The sequence below is a fragment of the Comamonas sp. genome, from assembly GCF_009360615.1.
In the GTDB taxonomy this organism is placed as follows: domain Bacteria; phylum Pseudomonadota; class Gammaproteobacteria; order Burkholderiales; family Burkholderiaceae_C; genus Comamonas.
Genome location: NZ_SPEY01000017.1, coordinates 219,717 through 242,768, shown reverse-complemented (window position 1 = coordinate 242,768; position 23,052 = coordinate 219,717). Strand labels below are relative to the sequence as shown.

The window sequence follows — 23,052 nt, the reverse complement described above, 5'->3', positions numbered from 1 at the left end:
GCTAATAGAGCTTCAAACTTCACTCAACGTGAAGAAGAAGTTTACCATGTCAAAACAGAGGAATTTAAATACATTCCGATTGGTGATTGCATTCTGTATTATGGCGGTACCCACCTATATCATCTCCGTGTACCATTAACTACACTAACAGACAATGCGGCTAAAGAGTTTGGAAATGTACAGTTCAACCATTTTGCGATGGATGACGTTGAAGGGTTAAACCTTCGTGCAATTGTGCGCGAATCTGTATGTTGAGCAGGAGATAAAGTATGTTTATGGATCGTTCTCATATTGAGTTAATAATTATTAGCTTAATTGCGATATTTTTTATTATTGTAATTATTAAACCTTTGCGTGAACTGACCCTGTGGTTTGTTAAAGATATGGTTATTCCCGCCCTTCTATGGTTCTTCAACTATGTCGTTCTTTTTATGATTAAACAATTTAAAGAAGTTGTGATCAGTCACAAGGACATTTTGAAAAATTTGCACTCACCAAGATCAGTAATTTTTCCAAATTTAGATGATCAACGGAATGATAGAGATAAAGCAATGAACCGTAAAAGTTAAATTCTTTAAAAAAGGAGACTTCATAGTCTCCTTTTTTTAATAATATTAAATATAAAAAATCATTTGATTATTTTTTATACTATTAAATTTTATAAATATTAACTATTGATTGTTGTGCGTTTTTTAGCCTAATTTCTGATTTTTCCGCAACTTTATCAACAAGAAAAGGGGATAAAATAGAAAATAATATCTTGTACAATATTTTTATTTTGTGGTATATTTTATATATAAATAATATGGGTAGAATGAGTCATGAATAAGGATTTAACTGCTAATACTTTAAATCAAGAACAGCAACACTGCGAAGAATTTGCCCTAAAGTTAAAATCATTTAAAATTTTAGCTTATGCCGGTACAGGTAAAACAAAAACATTAGAAGCTATTAGCTTTGCCCTCGGTTCTATCAACAAGAAAGGTCTCTATTTAGCTTTCAATCGCGCCGTTGCAGATGAGGCAAAATCTCGTTTTGATGATAGTGTTACATGCAAAACTTTTCATTCACTTGCTCATTCACATGTACCTAAAAATTTAAGTAAAAAGGTATTTAACCCAAAAAATTATCCCAAAGACCTTGCGGTCATGTACCACTTAAAAGATAGTGATTGTAAGTATTCCGACTCATATTTAGATGAATTGAAACATCGTTCTTATAAGAAATTTATGGAGATCACTAAACGTGGAGGATCGCGCCGTTTTACGCCTCATCAAAAAATGCAATATGTTAATGATGCTATTAAAAATTTCTGTAAATCGAGTGATTCAGTATTACTGGAAAAACATTTTGATCAACTAGATTGGTTAAAGCCAGTGGAGAATAACGCTGCTATAAAAGAGCTATTACCTGTTGCGAACCGCCGTTGGAATGATCTTATCGCTCTTGATAATAATTTGAATATTTCTCATGATGTTTATGTGAAATATTGGGCTTTATCAAACCCAAAAATCTCCGGATACGATTATTTGTTACTAGATGAATGGCAAGACAGTGATGAGTTAATGAATTTCATTGTTTCAAATCAGTCTATTCCTTGTTTTTACGTAGGAGATAAATATCAACAAATTTATGAGTGGCGAGGAGCTACCGATAGTTTAGAAAAATTAGATTTGCCTACCTCCCGATTAACACATACTTTTCGATTTGGTGAGAACCTAGCAAATCATGCGAATCTTATCCTTGCTTGCTTAGGTGAGTCAGTACCGTTGATAGGTAATCCAAATGTGCATACTGAGGTATTGTACGATCATGATGCAGCAGTAAAATGTGATGCGATTTTATGCCGGACTAATAAAGGAGCATTTAGCGAATTAGTTAGTCAATTGCAGAATTTCCCCAACCGCAAATATGCAATGTTAGCGGATGTTTATGAGATAAAAAAATGGTTAGAGGCAGCCGAACAACTTATAAAAGGAGTCAAAACATACCACCCCGACTTAAGTGCTTTCGATAAATGGGATGATGTCATTGAATACACTGAACTAAACAAGTCAGATAACGATTTTGCGTCAATGGTACGGTTAATCAATCAATTTTCATCTAGTTTTTCCACCCTGTATTCAATACTTGATCGTGTAGGCAATAATCCTAGTGAAGCTGAATGCGTAATTACTACTGTTCATAAAGCAAAAGGTCTTGAATGGAATTCAGTATACATTTCATCAGATTTTGATTTGAGTTTAATGCCTAATAAATTTAGTGGAGTTGAGCAACGTTTTAAAAAGGATATTACAGATGAGCTATATCTTGAAAACTGGGAGCTGATTCCATTTCCCAACACCCTAAAACTGATTCCTAATAGTAACAGCTTTATTGAAGGTATTATTCCATCAATTGAATCAGGTGTGTTAGATCAACGTATGCATGATCAAACTTACCGTATATCAGATATGCCAGTAGAAGAATTACGGTTGCTTTATGTGGCTATCACACGCGCAAAAAAAACACTCTATGCATCTAATCTAAGTGAATTTTTCATTTTAATGGAAAAGTTACGAAATAATTTAGATTAGCTCTTACCATCTGATAAAACAAGGTTGTTCAAATGAATAAAGCCATAAGTCTTGTCATCATGACTGTAATTTTAATTGTATTACATTCCATGATTTTAAAACAATGCAGCTATATTAAAGGCTCAACCTCAATGAGTCAGTAGTAATAGTTAATTACTTTACAGGAGCATTCAAGCCCCAAACAATAATTTTGTTATATACTTTGTTTGAGATTATTCTATGAATAAAATATTATTATCACTACTAACTCTACCAGTTTTAGCATTATCGTATGGTTGTAGCGATCATATAAGTGATATTACTGTAGAAAGACTAAATGAAGAAAAAGTATGGAAAGTTGGAAATAGTTTACTAGGTGAACTAACTTCCCCCCTCTCCTCTAAAACCAATAGTTATCATTCTTACACTAAAAGTAATAATGAAGAACAGGGGGAAGAAGCATATTTTGAAAAGGAAAAACTCACTAACTTTTACATAAATGAATGCAAGTCATTGTTTAAAATTAACAAAAATGATGTTGGATATGAAAGTAAAGGGCTTGGTAGAGGAACCTATTTTATTAAAGATATTAGTTTTGAAAGGCTTGTGCCATTTAAAGAATGTATTACAAATAAATATAATAATGAAGCTATTGACGAATTAAGTTTAAGAATTTTTTTAACTGAACCTAATTTATTGAAATACAAGAATGATATGCAATTAAAAAAACACATCACTCAAATAAAAAAAGACAACAAGATAACTCTTAAAGAAGTTGTTGATACATATTCAATTTTAGACAAATTATCGATTGATAATTTTGACAATGAAAACAAAAATTTATTCAATGAACTTTAAAAAAAAGGACCAAAATTAATGGTCCTTTTTATTTTTAAATATTTTTCCACTTTTCTTTAAATAACTCATCATCGCTACAATTGCTAACAAAACACATTGAATGTAAATATTTTTCAAAAAGAAAGTTAAAATACATAATCCTATTATGATATTAAAATATGTTGTTTCTGACTTTGCAATATTGATTAATTTAGATTTCATAATAAAAAGAACACTTGGCATTAAGAGAAAAAACCTCCAATTGGAGGTTTTCCTTGTTTATCTAGTACTAACCGATATAGGGTTAACCGGCAAACTATTAGCAATGGTTCCCACCATACGCTCTAACTCATTAAACTGTTTAACCCGCTCATTAGGTGTGATCTCGTACTGAGCAATTTCTCTGCGCCAACGTGTTAGGTTGTCATCAAAGCTTTGTGGTGGCGAAGCTTTCACTGTAGAGCCATTAAAAGTTAATACAGATGAATCAACTAAACTCTTAGCAAGTTTTACAGCCATATCATTGATAATGATCGGTCTAATATGCTCTGCAATCAAAATAACTTGGTCCGGTTGGTTATTCACTTTAGCTATATAACCAATCAACTGTGAGTTGACACTAGCATAAAAAGCTTTCTCCTCGCCCGTTAGTATTGATTCAATATTTGTTTTGCCGGCTTTACCTACAATTCCCTTACCACTATTAACCGCACTTGCAATTAGTGTACGGTCCAAATCTACACTTGAACTGTCAATACCATATAGGTTCTTGTTTACTATACGAGCAATACCTTTGAAATAAGTTGATAGTTTGCCTTCCGCCAATGGTAGTTTTTGGCATCCTTCATCATAAGTATCCCCCGACTGACAAGTATAAAATGGCTTACTGTCTTGTGGTGAGATCAAATCAGCAATACCAATTGTACTGTTATAAATAGCAGGTTTTGGATCACATTGTCCTGATCCAGTGGCGCAATCTTTATCACCACTACTTGTTTGTGCTGAGGCATTAAATACTTCAGTACCAACAACATTCATAATCATTAATTTAGCTTCTAAATCGCTACCACCGCTATTAGGTAGAATAGCTTTAAAGCTATCAGAGGCATTAATTGCACGCCACGATACGTTACCAACATTCGGCAATTCCTGAATTGCTTTGTCAGCTCTCGTAGTAGCTTGACCATCTGGTGAGTTTCCACGAAGTGAGTTCCAACCACTTGTAAAATTCTTTTGCACATTACTAAAATAATCTTTGAAACCACCAGTTTGAGTTTTGATTTCACCAAATGAACTCTTAATAGAATTCAGCATCTCACCGCCAGTTTTATCAATCTGGAATAGTTTTCGAGCAGCTTCACAACTATTTTTCAACAAAGCATTCATTTCTTGTAACTTTGCAGACCATGTAGTTAACAGTGAAGATAATGGCTGACTAATTGCATTCAATCCAAGCTGAAAAAGTAAGCCCAATGCATTCTGAGCGATTGCACGTAAAAGCTGAGTCAGTTCTTGGGCATTAATAAAACTAAATGAACCACCAAACAAATTGATTCCACCACATCCTGCACTAACGCGAGGTGGATCAAAAGAAACTAAATTAATAGATTTAATTCCAAAACGTCCGACATAAGAGCCTCCGGAAATTACTCCGCGTTGTTGTGTCTGGAACATGCCGGGTGCCGTAGTATTGCTGTACATATCAGACATGAAATTATCCAAACCACCAGTTGTCGCTGTTTGGCTTGCACCAAGGACAGTTGCCAATAAGCAACAAACACGTAAAGGTTTTAGAAACGTTTTTGGAATATTAACCAAATTTTTTCCGGTTTTTTGTTTTATCAACATAGTTAATCAACCTTATTACTCATTACCAACTGCTTTCTTGATTAAATCAACGATTTTAGTTGGATCATCATTTAACTCTTTTTCCACTTGCTGCATACGTTTCATTTGCTGTGGTGTTACTACACCTTTTGCATAAGGGTCAAGCTTATCTTTAAGGTGTTTTGGAAGTAGATTTTGTTGTTCTGCAACTAACAAAATCTTTGATTCTAAAGAACTTTGAGTAATTAGCCCTTGGCTAACTACATAAAAATTGTTTGGTGGTGCAAGTAAAACAATTGATGGAGTAATCCTTAAACGAAGATTAACTGCCTGCCCTCTATCTGGTAATATTATTTCATTGTTATCCATTTTCGGCAAACGCTTTCCGTCCATAGATATATTAAATATTTTAAAATTGTTTTCAGCTTTAAAATCTTTTAGAAATTCATATTGTGCTGTACAGAATGAGCAACTTGTATCATAGAAGAACCATAAACCAGTTGTTTTGGATAGGTAATTCAAAATTTCTTTTCTATCTTTTTCCGCAGCAGCCATGAAAACTCTATTTGATGCGGTATCAACTGGAACACGATTAGTTTCATCCAAAAATGGGTCTAATTGAGTCAAAGTTGTAGCCGATTTAGCAAAGTTTTGAGACTTATCCAAAGCAAATTTTTGGAAATACATATATGTTTCCATCTCTTTACTTGGACGACCATTCTCATCATAAGGATTATCCATGGCAGCTTGTAATGCCTTAGGCATATTCACTTTAAGCCATTCAGTAGATAACGGTTTGGGCTGAGCGGGAGTAGCCTGAACAACTATAGGTTCGTTGTATCTATTCGTTTTAGGGTCATAAATATCAACTTTTTTAGGTTGCTGTACTACTGTCGGTGGCACTTGTTTCTGCTGCTTTTTCTTCGCTTGAGGGTCCTCATACCAATACCAACCTTCACTTCTACGTTCATAAAAATTTTCAGAGGTTTGTGTATTAGGTTGATTCTTTAAAGCTTGTTGTCTTTGTTCAGTCAATGCCGAAGAAACATGTGTAACTTGGAGAGCTAAAGCAGCAAGAACCAGTAATTTTTTCTTTCTCACTTTTCTAATTCTCCTGTTTTAAAACAAAATTGGGGTAGCAATGTCTAATTTGGTGTCTTGTTTAACTGGCAGGACTCCCCAATATCGACTGTCATACGATCTTTTATATGAACCCAAAACAAATAAGGCGTTTTCAGGAACGATATAATCAGTTTGCATTTGATTCACAGATTTATTGATCTTGCTCAAAGCGATTGGATTAAGTTCAGCATGTTTGGTTCCATTCACTAAAACATTTAAGCCTACAATCTGAATATGATCACCTTGTTTACCTATAACTTTTTTCACAATAGTAAAATCCTGACTGACAAAAGGTTCCAACTTGTCAGTTTTGAAAGCTATATATTCTCCTTTCTTTAAATCTTTATAGTCTCTAATTCCTTTATTAACTTTAAAAATTATATGATCATTAGAAGAAATATTACTTATATCTACCGCGATCCCAAACTTATTCTGCAACTTAACACTATAATATTGGCTACTAATATATATAAATGAGAATAAGGCAGCCATCCAAAGAACAGTTAATCGGCGACCTTTACAAGCAATAAATAACTCTTTCAAAAAAACAAACAATGGCATTACAAGTGATACCATAAATTTAACAACTGGATTATTTTTAAGACTTGATTTCATCACCAATACTCTACTTTTCATCTACAAATTTACTATTCTAAATCTATAGATTGACCTTCATTATTTGTAATGATTTGAGAATTATCTAGCTGTTTTTGAGCTTGTTCATTCAGAGTTTTATTTGCATCATTTAAAGCCTCATTCTCATAGTCACCAACATTTAATTGTGCGAAGTTTTTTAGCACATCATATTTTTGTTGATTCGAATAATCCGCATCAAATTTTTCTCGGGCAATAGGTTTTAAACCTAAATCCTTAATGAGTTTGTCAGTAATGTCATTAGATTCAGAAGTAACATAGACATTACTTCTGTTAATAATGATATAACCATTATCAACGTACTTTTTAATTTCTTTCTGTAAGTTATTACGATACTGAATCGATATTTTTTGAGCTTGATCAGGCGAAAGCTGCATATTCATGTAAGGAACTGTAGCCGAGTATGCTAACCTTGCAGTATCAAGTACAACAACCTTTGCTCCTTCTTTAGCGGGTGAGATTGGGAGCTTAATTAAGTTAAATTTATATGCTAATAATAAGCCTATCAAAGCTACAATTATTAATAGCCAAAAAATCCACTTACGGTTTTCTTTATTTTTCGCTTTTTTGTATTCACCTATTTGTAAGCGAATGCTTGTGTTGGAATATATTTTCTCGATTAGAGCTTTTGATGCATTTGTTTTATTTAACTCAATCTTATTAATCAATTGAATTAAGTTTAAATTTTTAGTGTCACTATCATTGATCGACAGCAGAACTCCACCTAATACTGTTTCATCCGAATCATTTAATTGTTCAGGTTCAATAAGATTATTAATCAATCTAACAATCTTATTTTTATTATAAACCCCTTCTTCTTTCGCTTCTTCAAAGATAGGGGTATTAACACTAATTTCATTCATAATCTTATCCTATTAATGATTTTTTTCAATGTTGAGGAGATTTCGCTTATATTCACTTAGTACTTGATCGATATTCTCGCCACTTTGAATACGTGCTTTAATTTCATTAATATCCTGATTAGAATGAGCTTTAGTTAGGTTTTTCTTCTTAATCTCTAAACCTAGATAAGAATCAATAATATCAGCAATATCCTCACCTGCATCAATTCTATCTAAGAAAGGTCTAAAATATTCCTCACTAGATGAATATAATATTTTTTCATAATCATTTAGAATTGTTCTGATAACAGAAACATTTTCTGTGCTATTTTCAAAAATCATTGCTTCTGAATATACACCTTTTGCCAATCGCAGTGATTTATATGTATCTATAATATAACTATCATTTTTAATAAGTTTTTTATCAGCCATTATGTCGATTTGTTCTGCAACATAAGGAAGATAGACCATATAGTTTGCATTAGTCATAACTTTACCAAGTGCGGCTGACTCTTGAATCTTCTCTGCATTCTGGGTTACTAACCAACATCCCCCACGGTATTTACGAATCCGTTCATAGAAATCAGCAATGAATGCACCAACAAGAGGATCTTGAAAGTAACTTGTAACTTCTTCAAAAAATACGAACTTTCTTGAGTAGTTAAAGTTACGATACATATCCTCTTGAATTTTAGTACAAAGCATCATCATCACAACTGTCTTTAGTTGTGGTTTGGTTTTTAAAGCTTCTAACTCAAGAACAACCATCTGAGCATTTAAATCGAGATTATTATCTCCATTAAAATATTTCCCGTATGATCCATCTTCGGTAAACTCGAATAACTGAGTACCGAGTTTTCGAATTTCTTCTTCTTCTTGCACCAGAAAGAAGTCAGCTATATCCGTAATTGTAGTTTTTTGCGCACTTTTACTAAATACAGACTTAATAGCCTGCTTAATTTTAGACATCGCAAAGTCACCTAAATTTTCAGTCGGTGAAGCCATTTGTTTTACTACACGAGCTAACTGATCTACTTCCTCATTTATATCTTCAACCAAAGTGAATGGGTTTAAACAAACATCACTATGGTCCGTAAATTCAATGAACGTACCACCAAGTGCTTTGCATAATTTTTTATATGATTGTCCCTCATCAATAATGCGAATTAAGGCACCAGACTCAAACTCTTGTGATAAGAAGTTTTGACCAAATACAGATTTACCACCACCGGAAGAACCAAAAACCATACCATTATGGTTTTGTCCTGCCATCGGATCAAATCCAAAAATATTACCCCTACGGGTATAATATATCTGACTAAAATCGCCTCTAAGATTTTGGAAATCAGCAAATAATGGAGCAAATGTTCCCGCACGATATGTTGTCATTCGAGAAGTTCGGCTTGTATTTTTTAAAGATTCTATGCTTGGATATAAAGGTAAAGAATTCCAAAAAAGGGGTAAAACGATCTTACTATCAGCTACGACTTTTAAATTTTTCGAACTATAATAAGCATCTAAAACTGATGCAATTCGGGGTAATTTATTCTTATCTTTACTGAATAAGGTAATATTAAAGAATAGCCGACAAGGTGTTTCTCCTCGCTTAGTTACGTCACGTAATAGCTTTAACCCATTTAATCTATCAACTAATTTTGGTGAGAATTTTCTAGCCCAAGGTGTAGCTGTATCATCAGTTTGTGCATAGTCAAAATCGATTCTTTGATTTTCTTCTTGAGTATCTGGAATAATGATTGTGCAATTAATAAGATACGGGCAACCTACTTGTTGGGTTGTCCCTTTAGGGTCTCCAACTAACAAATTGGTCAATGCAATTGTATTTGGGCTAGGCAAGGCATCGACAGAAAGTACTGATAAATAAGAATCACCTATCTTAGTTATGGTAGGGTCGCTGTTATCGGTTTCTGTAGTCTTTTTAAATACTTGTGCTGATATATCTTGGAACTCATCATAATTATAGTCTAGTGGCTCAAAAGGGAAAATAATTGCTCTTAACTGTGCCAAATATTCATTTTTACTGAGTTGTTTTAAGTCTGGTAATACAGAACTCTTAAGAGTCTCATATACTGTAAGAATCAGCTCCTTGCTTCTTTGTAAATCAAATTCACTTAATTGCAAGTCGGCAGGTACTTTCACGGAAACTAAAATACGTGATTGTCTTAAAGTAATTCCGTTTGCGGGTATTGGAGGAACACTCTTAGCCTCTCTGAGCGATTCAGTTCTTCTTAACACAATTGAGTGTAAATTCTCTTTTTGTTTTTGAGTTAGTCCAAAATTTTCGTTAATTGCTCGATATTTATTTTCATAGTAATTGTCAATCTGGTCATCAACATGATTGGTTGATGGATGGGAGATTTGAATTATTGAGTTTGGAGGTAGCTTAACCGAAATTGCACTTACAAATTGGTCATACCCTTGGTCATTCATACCATTGAGCGGTGTTGCCATGAAGCATGCACCAATGTATGACTGTTTCTTATTATTCTCACAGTAAAAGAAATTATCCTCTGTAGGACTCTTAACTGGTGTCAGGTCTGATAAACGGTATCGGTGTAGCATCTTATCGATGACAGAAGCTTTTAGTTGCATAACACATCCGAAATTGTATATTAAATATTTTAATTATTATAAATATTTTATTATAAATATCCACAATAAAATAAATTGTTTTATTAATAATTAATTATATCGAGAAGAAATTCAGGCTATAGATTTGATGTGAATTACTGATTTTTAGTTTCTCTTAGGTCTGTATATTTTTCAGTAATGCTAATGAAATCTATGCTTTGCAAGCTTGATGAGGCGATAACTTAATTTTTAGATATAAAAAAACTCGCTTTACGCGAGTTTTGATAGAAGCAATTTAAGATAACTTAGATTGCAGCACCGAAGATTGACATTAAAATTGCAGGACCGAAAACTGCTGCAATACCAATACCAACCGCGATCATGATTGTCATTAAAGATTTAGCGAAGATCGCACCATATAGACCAACTACGAAAGCTAACACAGTTGCGAATAAACCACCGGTTCCTTTCAGGAAGTTAATTACCCATAAAACAGGGGTATTCATTACTGTACCAGACTTATCAGCACCACCCGTTGAAGCAGTTTTAAGCTGCGCTTCTGTAATAGCAGATGATTCGTTAAGTACAGCGAACATAAGCACCGCAACAAAAGCTAATGTAACGTAAGACATTAAACGAGCAACTTTGTTAGATGCAAGATCAGCGAAATTGAATTTTTTTAGAACTAATTGCATGGCAATTCCTTTACTTATTGATGGCTGTTTATGCAGGACTCTCAAACCCGCATTTAAGAATTTTACATCTTTTTTTTATTAATGCTAGATATAAATAACAAAAAAGTTTAAGAAATGTTTTATTAATTTTAATAAATTTAAAAAAAATAAAACCCGATTAAATCGGGCTTTGTTTTGTTCAATATTTTCTTTTAATTGAACCCACCGTTTTCTGCTAGTTGTTGCTGTCTTTGCATTTCTGGTGCTTGTACTTGATTTACCTGACCTTGTTGCTGACTTTCTTGATCTGGAACTTGGTTATTCATACCCATGATTTGATTTGCCTCAGAATTAGCTGCGTTGCCATCTCCACTCGGAGCCGGAGTAGTAGTACTCGGAGACATATAATCAGCTTTATTAGGGGCAGTTACAGGAGTGTTACGCATTACCGAATCACCAAAATTCCAACGGCGTGGAGTGATTTCAGTAAATAAATAAGATGACCAGTTCAAAGTTTCGTTTTCATCTTTCCATGGTGCTACCCAAATTCGGAGTACTTTAGGTTGCTCTAATACTGGCATTGGCGATGAAGCCGCTTGAAATTGAGGTTTAGCAAATAAGTTAACCATTTGCTCACCCTGAGATGCGGTAGTTTTTTTAGAACCTTTATCATATTTCGACTTTCGTGTAGTTTCACCATCTAAATCAGCTTGATATACACCAATTCGATCATCACTATTCGTTTGCTCATACACTTGCATTGGTGTTTTACAAACAATACCGTCAGGAAGCCCAGAACAACCATATTTACCCTGAAAACCTGTACAAGCTGTTGTTAGAAATGCCAAAGCACTAATAGCTATAAAATGTTGTTTTTTCATTTTCCATTTCCTTCTTGAGCTTGAAATTTATTGTTCAGAATTAGAGTTACTTGACGACCGGCATCAATCTCAATTACAGGTACCATCTGTTCAGCCAAGTCCATATAGAAGTTAGCAACGCGATCCAAGCTGCTTCCCATACCATTTGCCAATGCAATTTTTGAAGCATTCCCTACATTTGGAACTTGATATTTAGTTTCATCACTACCAGAAATATCCAAAGTTGGAACTTGACTTGGTGCAAGTTGTTTACCTAATCCACCAAAGAATCCGGCAGCAATTGAACGCGCAATTACAGAACCTTGCTTAGAAACAACTCGTCCGCGCAATCCACTTTTACCATCTTCACCCACAACATAAGCTGATAATGGACCATCAACGACAGCTCCATCTTTAAATATGCATGAGATTGTCTCACCACGCATTTCTGCTCGCTCTGTTGCCAAATTACCGACTCCAGAAACAATGATGAAGCACTCTTTAACAGCCTGAATATAGCGGTTAGGCAGTACAGCATCCTTCTTCACACGAACCAATGCCGGTACTGCGTTTCCCTTTCCCCGTCCTGCGGTTGCGTCCATACCGTTTATTAAAACGCCTTGGATCATACTTCCGGTAGGCAAGCCATGTTCAATCAACAATTTAGCCTGAACAGACAAAACATCCTTTTTTGCACTAGCATTACTGCTGCTGCGGTATCCATTACTTTGAAACTTACTAGCATCCTTACCACTTCTAATTATTTGGAATGGATCAGAATTTTCAATTGGACGTGGAGCAACTGAATTATCTGGAAGGCTATTCAAAGCAGGATCATTTGGATTAACCATTGGAGCTGAACCCAAATCAGGTACACCACTTTGGTTTTGATTATTGTTTTGGTATGCTTGGTCCATGTTTGGATCAATACCTTGTAATGGAGGTAAACTTACCCCATTTGCACCACCCGCTTGATTGCCTAACTTAAGCTGTTTAACTTCATCTGTAACAGAAGCCAATTGACGAGACAGATCAGAAACACTTTGACCTACAGCCTGATTACCAGTTTTATAATCATTAGTAATTTGCTCTTGGTTTTGTATTAAAGCTTCTTGTTGTTGTCTTTGACGCTCTAGTTCGGATTGAGTCATCCCACGTAAATCATCGATACCAACCTCACCGACTTTTGGTTGGACCAATTGATCTGTTTGAAGCTCATCTGCTACTGTGATTTCTGCATTAGCTTTTTCTTCACTTTCCTTAGCCCGCTTTTCGCCAAGATATAAAATTACAAAAGTTAGCAAACCAATGAAAACCATTGCCATGATAATACGGCGTTTAAAAGGGTCTAATTCATGCCATTTTTGCTTTATATCAGCAAATTGTGTCTGCATATTTTCTTTAAAACTCATCTTATCGACTCCGGTTAATCGTAAATAGAATCTTCACCGTTGCCGACATCAGCAAGGATAAGAATTTCAGTTGTATCATTAGGAGCTAGACGAATTTTTCCGTCATTAAAAGCAACCGCTCGAACTCCTTTATGCCAAAAAGAAGGTTCACTTAATTCAACGTATTGACCAGTTACATTACGTGCTTGATATACATAAACATTATGTTCAACACCTGAATAAAGGACCTTAGGTTGTAGTGTTACAGCCCCCACACGCGCAATTGTTTTTTCATTGACATTCGAACGTGAATAGCCATCAGGTAATTTTTTCTGAGCGATCGTTCCGAGAGTTTGGCGGATAACATCTGTATAATCTGATGCAATTTTTGCATTTGGATTCGTAAGACGTTCTTTCATTGAGTTTTCTAATACCACTGCAATATTTTGCGGAGGTACAGCCTTAGGTACCAAGGTCAATGAAGCTACAGGAGAATTATTAGCAAGGTTGTCATCTTCACGGATGTATACACCAATTGGTTGATCACTCTCCATGACAACATAGACATCTTGACCAACAACTTTATATTTAGCCCCACCATTCACAAGTACAATTGGATTTCGAAATGGAGTTGAAATTCGGTTCATATTTGATGCTGACACAGGGACTACATGCGTATCATCATTATCAATCTGAACTGTTTGTTGCTTTAAATTAGCCTGATCCAACGAAATGGGTTGTTGGGCTATCATTGATGCATTAGTTAATGAATCTTGCGGTAATCTAGCCACCTGAGTTCGGGCATTTGCTCCCGACTGAAAATTAGCCGGCAAATTATTTGTATTTGGCGCATTTTTATTTTGCGGCAATGGGATATAGTTCCCATTAGATAGATTGCTCGGTGGAGGAATTTCATTTGCATTCCTAAATATTTGCCCATCAGCATAAGCAGCAGGAACATTTGCAACCCCTACAGCTAAAGCTAAACCAATGAAAAGCTTATGTAACTTCATAAAATTTCTCCAATTATTATTGCTTAGCTGCTTCTGCTTCTGCTTGCTGTTTATTACGAAGGTAGGACAGTGTTCTTGGTTCATAACCTTCATAACTGTTGAAGTACGTTACTATTGGCTTACCACTTTCCATTTGGATAATGAATTCATAAATAACGGGTTGAGTCTGAATATCTGCTCCCGTCAATGCCGACTGCAAATTACCCTGAATAAATAGTTTTCCGGTTTGTTGCTCATAAGATGATGTTTCTGGGACAAACCATGCTGAGAAGTTCTGGTCCGGTAATTTTGTTGTTAAAGCTCTAAGCGATTCCGCCATTGGTCTTTGCAATGCAGGGGCAAAGAATTGATTAAGTGTCTTAATCGTGTTCTCAATGTTCTGTGGTGTCGTTTGCCCAATAATTCCCGAAATAACAACTGCAAATTGTTTATAGTATTCTGTATTGGCAGAATCCCACTGAATCTGATAAACCTGATCAATGGTTGGTGGTGTTAGAACAATACGTTCGCGCTTATTAGCCAAACCCCATGATTGCACCAATACCACAACGCCTAGAACGGCTGCCGTGCAAGTTGAGACAATAGCTACCTTGTGAGATAAGTCCCAATTCCCGTTAAATAAGCTAAATTTCATTCTTTGTACTCCATAATCGAGCCATTTTTAAAATACGAATTCAACGGGATCATCCCCCAACGGTATGGATAATGAATATAAAAGCCTGCCATCGATCTTTTTTTGTAATTCACATACAGCTTTGCAAATGCATAAAGTAGTAGGCACATCACGATAATGTTCGTCTTAGTAAATAAGCAGGCAAAAATAATTGTGAAATAGATACCCAACTCATCAGATTCGAAAGCCAACAAAAATGGAGGTCCATCAATATTGTCTGGAATCTCGATAGGTGTTAAAGCCATAAGAAATCTCCTTATTCCGTGACATTAATTGTGATGACAGCTCGGCGGTTTTTTGCACGACCTTCTTTGCTTTTATTGCTTGCAATAGGAGACGTTTCGCCTTTACTACTTGTAATAATTCGCTTTCCATCGATACCTTGGCTAACCAACCAACGTTTAACAGCATTTGCTCGTTTTAGCCCAAGCGTTTGGTTGTAGCTTTTTTTACCAATTGAATCTGTATGTCCAACAATATCTGCCACCAGTAGAGAATCTGCCTTCATCTTGTCAGCAATAGCAGTTAACTTTGATAAATCCCCTTTTAAAATGGCTTTATCAAAATCAAAATGCTTAGCATCAATGATGGTTTCTTCTGGTGCAGGGGTCATACGAATCCAGATCACATCATCTTCTTGTACAACGCCTGCCGGAATTTGATCACAGCCGTTACATACAACTGTCTGCTCAATTGTAGGTACCCGTACAATTTCACTATCTACGTGTATTTTTAAGATGTTAAAAGTTGGCTGAGGAATAGTTTCTACTTTTAGCTCTGGAACAGGTTGAGCAGTAGAACACCCATACAAAGCAGCAATCACTAAAAGCAAAGCACCTGACAAACTATTTTTTTTCATCGAATTGCCACTCCATTTTCACTTATATATTTAGAAGTAATTGCGTTGGCAAAATCGATAAACGAAGTCTTGCTCTCCGCTATAGGCTCGGGATTCAGCGTATATATCCCCCCGACTGTTAAAGTTGGCGTGTAATCCACTTTATATTTGGCTCCCAATATCACAGCATTTTTTACGAGAAGAACTGTTTTTTCTGTTCCCCAATGTTTTTTGAAAATATTTAGATTTAATCCCGCTCGTTTGGCAGCCTCGTAATAGGTCCACTGGTCTGAGGGGTCTTTACCTTGGTGTTTGATGAGGTTAAATGCGTGTTGTTGAAACTGATTAATTTTAGATTTATCTGTCTGGTAAGCTGCGTAATATGCAAATGCACCGACTGTTGAGTTCGGCTCTTGTGTTATTACTGGTACCCGAACATACTTAAATTTCGATGGCAAGGTACTTCCCCAGACTGCCATCTCAGCATCATATTTTTCACCGTAGTCACATGTGTAAGTGAAGAAAAAACGAATCACATTAAATTCGTTTTGAACACTACTACGCCCAAAAATTTGCACATCTACTTTTTGACTTGTACGAGGGTCCACACCAGTTGCTTTCCCTGTTGCTAGTAGGTTGTCTTGAGCATTTGTTGATAAGCAAATTAGACTGAGGCTTACCACAAAGAAACTCTTACTAAGCATCTGGTGCATCTGCCACCTCATTCAATTGTTCAAGTGAGCAGAAATGTAAATCAAGAATAATCTCTGATAATTTTTTCCGATTCACATCACTTGAGGAACGTTGTAGGTTTTGTGCATAAGACAATTGATATTCAGTTATATAGCCAAGCGTTAATAACCGCTCACCCAACAACATTCCATCCATGCCTGCTGCTGATCTGTTTTTACTAATAGATATGACTTCTTCGAGCGAAGTCTTACCTTCCATTGCTAAACGCAATGCTGCCTCAGTTAATGTTTCGTACTGAGGCTGTTGTTGAGCAAGCTTATAAATAGGTGCAATATCATTTGCTGCTATATATTCTTTAATTTCATCAGTGATCATCAAAAATTCGATTACTGGTAAACGTCCCTCATAATTCTCTTTGGCATACCCACGCCCAAAAACTTTGTTTATATAACTGGAGTAGCCATTTTTTCTTAACCATTCCGCTTCATGCGTGTTCGGATGGTCCATGTTTCGAGGGTCCTTACATTTACGCACCAAACGTTGTGCGCTTACTGCAAGTAAAGTTTCATTTATATGGCTAGGATCAATTCCCATTTCAATCAAACGCGAAATTGCACCTACAGATGAATTGGTGTGAAGCGTAGATAAAACCAAGTGACCAGTTTGCGCGGCTTCAATAGCAATCTTTGCAGTTTCCTTATCACGAATTTCACCAACAAGGATAATGTCGGGGTCTTGTCGTAATGCACTTTTAAGAGCGCGAGCAAAAGGAATATTCCGATTGACATTAATATGCTGAACACCCTTAATCGTGTATTCAACTGGGTCCTCTACTGTAAACACCTTTTTTTCATGACTATTAATCTCATTCAAACAACTATAAAGAGTCGTTGTTTTACCCGATCCAGTTGGTCCAGTAACAAGAACCAAGCCGTGAGCTGAATTAATGGTATCTACAGTCGCAACACGAGTCGCATCTGTCATTTCAACTGAATCAAGTCTACGACCTGAGTTTGATTGATCTAATAAGCGAATTACGATTGTGTAGCCTTTGACAGTAGGCAGGGAACTAATACGCAAATCCAATTTAGTCGTGTATTTAAGCCACCCACGCGCATCTACAGCGAAAGACTTTGCATAAGATTCTTCAATATCAGCTCGTGCATAGATTTTTTTTCTAATTTGTGCATATTCTTTATCCGAAAGTAATCGACCGAACTGATGAAGCACACCATCTTTTCGAACACGACAAATATGCCCTAAATCCATACTTTCTAAATGAATATCTGAAACCTTATGCTCCATCATTGTTTTAAACAGCTCATTGAGATATGCAACCGCGAATACCTCATACGAATTTGTTTTATCTACGCAGATAAAGTTATCGGGAATTCGATCAACATCACCACGCTTTACATATTCCTCATCGGATAACTTTTCGTCTTTAAAGATTTCTGGATTTAAAAAATCAGTCATTTTTTAATCCTCTTTTTTGTTTTACTTCTTCATCTTTTTCAGATAATGAACTATCAGTACCTAAGATACGGTCTTTTGCCAAATCCCAATCACATACAACTGGAGGTACTGAGTCAGAATAAAATTGAATGCGAAACACAATTGCTGCACGTAAGCGAGTTCTTGCACTCCAGTTACGAATAGATTGTAAGGTTTGAGGCTCAGCCCATGGCTTCGCAAGAACAACAACAAAATCTGTTGTCAGCTCGATAGGTTTAGTTGCGCGGTCAATTCGTGTACACGGATCGCTTGTGATCATTACATAAGTGAAATAAATCACAAAAAGTAAAACGACTACGGCACTGAATAGCATCCGGATGAAAATCATAATTGCCCCGCATGGAGTTTGTTTAAGTTATTGGCAACTTTGTTGATATAACGCACACGCTTCCATTCGGTCACAGCGTTATATGCTCCAACTGCTCGCCATGAATATCCGAACTGAACAAAGTTGTGTGCAAGAATCCATGACGCGATTTCAATATTTGTGCATGGGTCATAAATGTCAGTTAATGTGATATTGAATCGCTTACGCAATTTAGGTACCCAATAATCATTGATCTGCATGAGACCATGATCCGCTCCCTTACCAAGCACACCTTTTATATCTGTGCGAAATGAAGATTCTGTTTGAGCAACAGCCATTAACAAATCAACAGGAACTCCGTACTTTCGAGAAGATGTATAGAAACAACCAACATAAGGAGGTGGATTCCGGAGTTTTATAGAGGTTGAGTATTGAGGGATGTTTGTATTGAACGTCTTGGCATTTTGAGTGCTAACAGAAGTGGCAAAGGTTGGTGCATTAAAATCATTAGCACTTACAGAGCGCAATAATTCATTCTGAGTTTGAGGAGATAACTTTGTAGTATTTGCCGTACTACTATAAGAAACTTTAGATGCGCTAGGTACATTGCTTGGCTGAATAGAAGTAGTTGTTTCTGGATTCGAAACCATAGCCAGAGCGATTGTAGGGGTTACAACCGGCACGACTTCTTTACGGACAATCTGAATCTCCGCATAGACCGCTTGGGTCAATGTGGTAGTTGTTAGAACAACAAAAGGTAAAATAATTCTTTTGCAAATCATTCTAAAACCTAATTATAAAATGTTTGATATATCAATTTCGCTAGTATAATCATAATTTTTTTAATTTTAAATATTAATTAATGTATTTTTATTATTTTTAATAATAAATATTTTTTTAATATTAATTTTTAATTAATCCAAAAAGGTAAGCCCTGCTCATTGAGATGAGACAGGGCTTGCTTGGAGTTTCACGTTACCGCCTAACGCCAATGAACGCATTGGTACGTTTTCACAGTTATCAACTTGTGACATTTCTTTGAAGAACAAAGGAAGCGAATTTCAAACCGCTCAAGCAGCTTATGCCCGACTGCTATCACCGCTAAGTTTGATACAAACTTCGGTTGTGTTTTAGTTCCACAACTACGACTTTCTATTACTATTTTTCTGCTAACCATAAAGCAAGCAAATTACTTCACCGCTAAGAAAAATTTTTACTCGTATGTTGACTATCATCATCTAACATCACTGCTAAGTCACATCTGGACCGCTAGAAGATAAATCCAGAAAAACATACATCACTGCAAAAAAGATTCCGCTAATAATTTAACTTTAGTGTTTAATAGCATCACTGCAAAAAAAATAGCTAGTAGCGATTAATACAATAATGAAATTAATCATAATTCATATTAATAACTAGGTTATATGGTTGGCGTGAACCAACAACGGAGCCACCGTTTTTGTTTCTTACTGAATACTTATCAAAAATCACAAATACAATCAGCCACGATAGTAATTGAAATTATTTATTTGATTTTCTTCCACGCCAAAAAAGTTCGTATCATTTCATAGATACAGAGGTTGCCACACCTCGCTTATAAAACCCTTGTCATTGGTTTTAAATATTTCTCGCATTGTCTTTCGCTTCATCACCGCTTACGTTTTTATTCGCTCGAAATGACTGTATCTTCATAAATAAATGATTTAATTAAAAATCAAATTCTCATAAAGAATCTACTCAACAATTCTCCTTCTCTCATAAATTAAAACTTATTCCCCACTCAAGGCAGGTTTTCATTTCAAAAAGTCTATATCAAGGAGCCACCTTGTATAATCATCGACCTGAGAGATTCCCATATTAGTCATAATGGTCTTTGTTAATAGATATTTAAAAAACAATATCTTTCAACGATCAGTACGCTTATCCACTCCACAAAATAGCAGCTATTCCGTTTTTCTACGGTAAGAGTTCCAAAAACCCGTATTATTAACCGCTATTCGACTTCACTGTGGGTAAAGCACTTAATCTACGCAAAACAACATCTCAATAATGCAACCACCAAAAATAAAAAAGACCACATTAAACTTAATTAATGCAGTCTTAATATCTTGATGACATTATTTTCTACGTGTCATCGTTACAGGCTTGAGCTATCCAACGATCTAACCAACCAACTTAAAACGTCATCACGACAAGTCATTTAAGTCAATCGCTTAGTACCAGAGTAATCCAGATTTCTCCTCATACCCCCTAGTACGTCACCGTACTCTCAGCAGCCCACCTGTGCGCCATACATCATGCCCTATGTAGAAATTGAAGCATGAAATAGGTGTTATTAACGCAGCTATCATTCCTTGAAGCTACTCACACTCTCCATTAGACAGGGTTGATCGTGTCACCACGATGCCCGTTTCTATGTCGCCCGACTTTTACGCAAATTCTAATTTATTTACTGATTCCTACTTACTGATCTATCTGCGTTACTCGGGGATTGGGTCAAAAAGCGGAATCTCACCGCCTAGTGCCCTTCATAGCCGCGCCAGCTAGATTTCTCACGCACGCAGCTTTGCGAGTTTTAGTAAACGTTGGCTGACGTTTACACATAAAACACTTCGACAAGAGTTTAGATTTTTTACGAGGAACACTATTCACACCCCCCTAAAAAACCATATTTGGCAAACACAGGATAAGGCAGATACCCCCCGAAAACAAGCTAAAAAACATAGTGAATTCTAAATCATCAGGAACTCTTATTTACGGAAAAACCATTTTCCTTTTAAAAAAGATAGATTTTAAAGAAAATTTCTCTTATTCTTTTTGTAAATCATGGTGTCACTTTTATTGTTGAACCAATATATCACGGAATTGTACAAATTATGATCACTTATTCCATAAAAAAAACAGATTGTTTGACTGCATTGATGAATGCGGTAACTACGGGTCGTTGCCGTTATTGGATGAGCGGTAAAATATCAATTAGTGAGGTCAACTCTGTAATCCCTAAGCTCATCTCTAAGTATGGTTTGCAGACTGATGATAATGAACGTGCTTATCAAAGACGGAGTGGAGAGCCTGTTTGGACTTTAGTCATTCACTTCAATCCCTCGTATATTGGTCAGATTGAATTTTGGCTTTTGACTACCGGCTACCGTAAAGCTGCACGGAGTAAAAATGTTAACAATAAGGACATAAATTCACTCAACGAGAAATTAATGTCGCGTGAAAATTTGAAGCCAATTATTACGCGCAATCCTCTAGAGTACTTAACATTTGGTGAATATATCCTCGGTCTTTACATTAGTTATGACGATCTTAAGGACAGCATCGACAACGACTATCTTTTTCCATACAACTACGGAATTCCACTTGATCCAGTCATTGCAAATCACCTTGATCATTTGTCACTAAAGTCAATTAACGGGCTTAAAACGAACCTTGAATTGGGTTCAAAATTATCAGCAAATGATGAAAAAAAATACGAAGCAATTAAAGAAAACTTTGGTTTTTTATACCTCAAAGATGGCGAACAATTGGAATATAACCATGAGAAAGCCCTGAGTATGCTTAAGAACAAGTACGGTGTAACCCCTGATGAGGGTACTCCCTACAATGATGTGATTAAACTTTTAACGAAACATTTGACCCGAACTAACAATCAGTATCTTCATATTTTTAAAAGAAAATCTAAGAAAAAATTTCGTTTTACTTGGTATCTAAACAATGAATTTCTTCAAAAGATGGGGACGGATATTGAGAAAAAGATTGTCCTAATCCCGACCCGACCTACTCAGTTTGAAGATTCAATGCGTAGACTTTATGCCAGAGGCAACTATCATGGAGTTAGACATCAGATTGGAAAAATATCTGGACGAGTAAAAAAGATTGTTAAAGAAACATATCCTAATATTTACAATAGGTTAGCTTTCCCTCAAATGCTTCATTATGTGCGGTTCTCACCTATTGCATATAAGAACTTTAAAGAGTTCCAACAAGCATGTATTAATGAAACTATTATCATTGAGAAAAATAAAGCTTACCGTGAAGAAAACCAAAAACGGTTTAAGAAATTACGCACGGCGTTGCGAAATAAAAATCCTGAATTAATGAAAGCCTCACCTTCAACCCTGAATAATCTAATACGTGAACACGATAAAAATGGAAAGGAGCGTGATATAACTCCAACAGATAAAGAAATTGAATCTTTCTTGGATACATATAAAGAAATGGACCCGAGATTAATTTCTGACACCTATTAAAGTTAATATTGATTAATTTCTACGCTATGCACTCAAGCTAGTTACCAAAATTCCTAAATCCAAAGTGAAACTTTTTGGTAACTAGCTATCTAAGCTTATGAACATGTTGTTTTTTTGTGTACTCTTTTTTTATGCTTTTTTTGGGAAACTTTTTGACAGCTTTTAGACTAAGTTACCAATTCTGAACTTAGACACGGAGTTTACGTCTATTTTACTAATGTAACTTATTGATATATATAATTCTATCTACAATCGCTCAAGATGGGAACTTTTTCGGCGCTTACGCTTTATTATAAATTTGTGTCTTTGTATTTCGCTTACGCTAAAAAAATACTATCTAATTTTCCCTCTAAATATTCACCAATTAATTTATAAAAAAAAGATTATTAATCGCCTAACGGCTACC

General features: G+C 35.5%; 20 protein-coding genes and 1 pseudogene. 5 read left to right on the top strand and 16 right to left on the bottom strand.

Going from position 1 to position 23,052, the window contains the following annotated elements; translation table 11 throughout:
- The 4 genes and pseudogenes from E2583_RS04755 to E2583_RS04740 all read left to right on the top strand — a co-directional run.
- Window positions 1-255 (top strand): annotated as a pseudogene (locus E2583_RS04755) (hypothetical protein); the annotation flags it as partial.
- A gap of 20 nt (window positions 256-275) precedes the next feature.
- A complete protein-coding gene (locus E2583_RS04750) occupies window positions 276-569 on the top strand; it encodes a hypothetical protein (protein ID WP_291593588.1) in 294 nt (97 codons plus the stop codon).
- A 252-nt stretch (window positions 570-821) separates the two neighbouring features.
- Entirely contained in the window at window positions 822-2,576 is a 1,755-nt protein-coding gene (locus E2583_RS04745; RefSeq protein WP_291593586.1) for a UvrD-helicase domain-containing protein, read from the top strand.
- 219 nt (window positions 2,577-2,795) lie between these two features.
- The gene (locus E2583_RS04740) at window positions 2,796-3,413 is read left to right on the top strand and encodes a hypothetical protein (RefSeq protein ID WP_291593583.1); all 618 of its coding nucleotides are present in this window, start codon (window positions 2,796-2,798) and stop codon (window positions 3,411-3,413) included.
- Window positions 3,414-3,671: 258 nt separating this feature from the next.
- Here E2583_RS04740 and E2583_RS04735 read toward each other — a convergent pair whose 3' ends face one another.
- The 16 genes from E2583_RS04735 to E2583_RS04660 all read right to left on the bottom strand — a co-directional run bounded on the left by E2583_RS04735 (window position 3,672) and on the right by E2583_RS04660 (window position 19,172).
- Window positions 3,672-5,240 carry a conjugal transfer protein TraH gene (locus tag E2583_RS04735; protein ID WP_194596622.1) on the bottom strand — a complete coding sequence of 523 codons (1,569 nt, stop codon included), beginning with the start codon at window positions 5,238-5,240 and terminating at the stop codon, window positions 3,672-3,674.
- Window positions 5,241-5,255: 15 nt separating this feature from the next.
- Window positions 5,256-6,320, bottom strand: a complete 1,065-nt coding sequence (gene traF, locus E2583_RS04730) for a conjugal transfer protein TraF (protein WP_194596621.1) — start codon at window positions 6,318-6,320, stop codon at window positions 5,256-5,258.
- 18 nt (window positions 6,321-6,338) lie between these two features.
- Window positions 6,339-6,956, bottom strand: coding sequence for a signal peptidase I (gene lepB / locus E2583_RS04725; protein ID WP_194596620.1), 618 nt, complete (start codon window positions 6,954-6,956; stop codon window positions 6,339-6,341).
- A 32-nt stretch (window positions 6,957-6,988) separates the two neighbouring features.
- Complete coding sequence (locus tag E2583_RS04720) at window positions 6,989-7,858, bottom strand: hypothetical protein (RefSeq protein ID WP_291593580.1); 870 nt, start codon at window positions 7,856-7,858, stop codon at window positions 6,989-6,991.
- A gap of 12 nt (window positions 7,859-7,870) precedes the next feature.
- Window positions 7,871-10,447 carry a TraC family protein gene (locus E2583_RS04715; RefSeq protein ID WP_194596618.1) on the bottom strand — a complete coding sequence of 859 codons (2,577 nt, stop codon included), beginning with the start codon at window positions 10,445-10,447 and terminating at the stop codon, window positions 7,871-7,873.
- A gap of 284 nt (window positions 10,448-10,731) precedes the next feature.
- The gene (locus E2583_RS04710) at window positions 10,732-11,121 is read right to left on the bottom strand and encodes a hypothetical protein (protein ID WP_194596617.1); all 390 of its coding nucleotides are present in this window, start codon (window positions 11,119-11,121) and stop codon (window positions 10,732-10,734) included.
- A 191-nt stretch (window positions 11,122-11,312) separates the two neighbouring features.
- A complete protein-coding gene (gene traV / locus E2583_RS04705; RefSeq protein WP_194596616.1) occupies window positions 11,313-11,981 on the bottom strand; it encodes a type IV conjugative transfer system lipoprotein TraV in 669 nt (222 codons plus the stop codon).
- Window positions 11,978-13,372 carry a TraB/VirB10 family protein gene (locus tag E2583_RS04700; RefSeq protein WP_291593574.1) on the bottom strand — a complete coding sequence of 465 codons (1,395 nt, stop codon included), beginning with the start codon at window positions 13,370-13,372 and terminating at the stop codon, window positions 11,978-11,980. Before E2583_RS04700 ends, traV begins: the two co-directional genes overlap by 4 nt.
- Window positions 13,373-13,386: 14 nt before the next feature.
- Window positions 13,387-14,364, bottom strand: a complete 978-nt coding sequence (locus E2583_RS04695) for a type-F conjugative transfer system secretin TraK (RefSeq protein WP_291593573.1) — start codon at window positions 14,362-14,364, stop codon at window positions 13,387-13,389.
- A gap of 16 nt (window positions 14,365-14,380) precedes the next feature.
- On the bottom strand, window positions 14,381-14,998 hold the full coding sequence (locus E2583_RS04690) for a TraE/TraK family type IV conjugative transfer system protein (RefSeq protein ID WP_194596613.1): 618 nt from the start codon (window positions 14,996-14,998) through the stop codon (window positions 14,381-14,383).
- Window positions 14,995-15,282, bottom strand: a complete 288-nt coding sequence (locus E2583_RS04685; protein ID WP_194596612.1) for a type IV conjugative transfer system protein TraL — start codon at window positions 15,280-15,282, stop codon at window positions 14,995-14,997. Before E2583_RS04685 ends, E2583_RS04690 begins: the two co-directional genes overlap by 4 nt.
- An 11-nt stretch (window positions 15,283-15,293) precedes the next feature.
- Window positions 15,294-15,896, bottom strand: a complete 603-nt coding sequence (locus E2583_RS04680; RefSeq protein ID WP_227592118.1) for an OmpA family protein — start codon at window positions 15,894-15,896, stop codon at window positions 15,294-15,296.
- Window positions 15,893-16,588: a hypothetical protein gene (locus E2583_RS04675; RefSeq protein WP_194596611.1), complete on the bottom strand. Its 696-nt coding sequence runs from the start codon at window positions 16,586-16,588 to the stop codon at window positions 15,893-15,895. The genes E2583_RS04680 and E2583_RS04675 overlap by 4 nt, the downstream gene beginning before the upstream one ends.
- Window positions 16,572-18,044, bottom strand: a complete 1,473-nt coding sequence (locus E2583_RS04670) for a GspE/PulE family protein (RefSeq protein ID WP_194596610.1) — start codon at window positions 18,042-18,044, stop codon at window positions 16,572-16,574. The genes E2583_RS04675 and E2583_RS04670 overlap by 17 nt, the downstream gene beginning before the upstream one ends.
- On the bottom strand, window positions 18,037-18,342 hold the full coding sequence (locus E2583_RS04665; RefSeq protein ID WP_291593565.1) for a hypothetical protein: 306 nt from the start codon (window positions 18,340-18,342) through the stop codon (window positions 18,037-18,039). Before E2583_RS04665 ends, E2583_RS04670 begins: the two co-directional genes overlap by 8 nt.
- Before the next feature lie 65 nt (window positions 18,343-18,407).
- The gene (locus E2583_RS04660; RefSeq protein ID WP_291593564.1) at window positions 18,408-19,172 is read right to left on the bottom strand and encodes a lytic transglycosylase domain-containing protein; all 765 of its coding nucleotides are present in this window, start codon (window positions 19,170-19,172) and stop codon (window positions 18,408-18,410) included.
- Window positions 19,173-21,266: 2,094 nt separating this feature from the next.
- Here E2583_RS04660 and E2583_RS04655 point away from each other — a divergent pair.
- Window positions 21,267-22,646 (top strand): hypothetical protein, encoded by a 1,380-nt coding sequence (locus E2583_RS04655; RefSeq protein ID WP_194596607.1) that lies wholly within the window; start codon window positions 21,267-21,269, stop codon window positions 22,644-22,646.
- The last annotated feature ends 406 nt before the right edge of the window (window positions 22,647-23,052 follow it).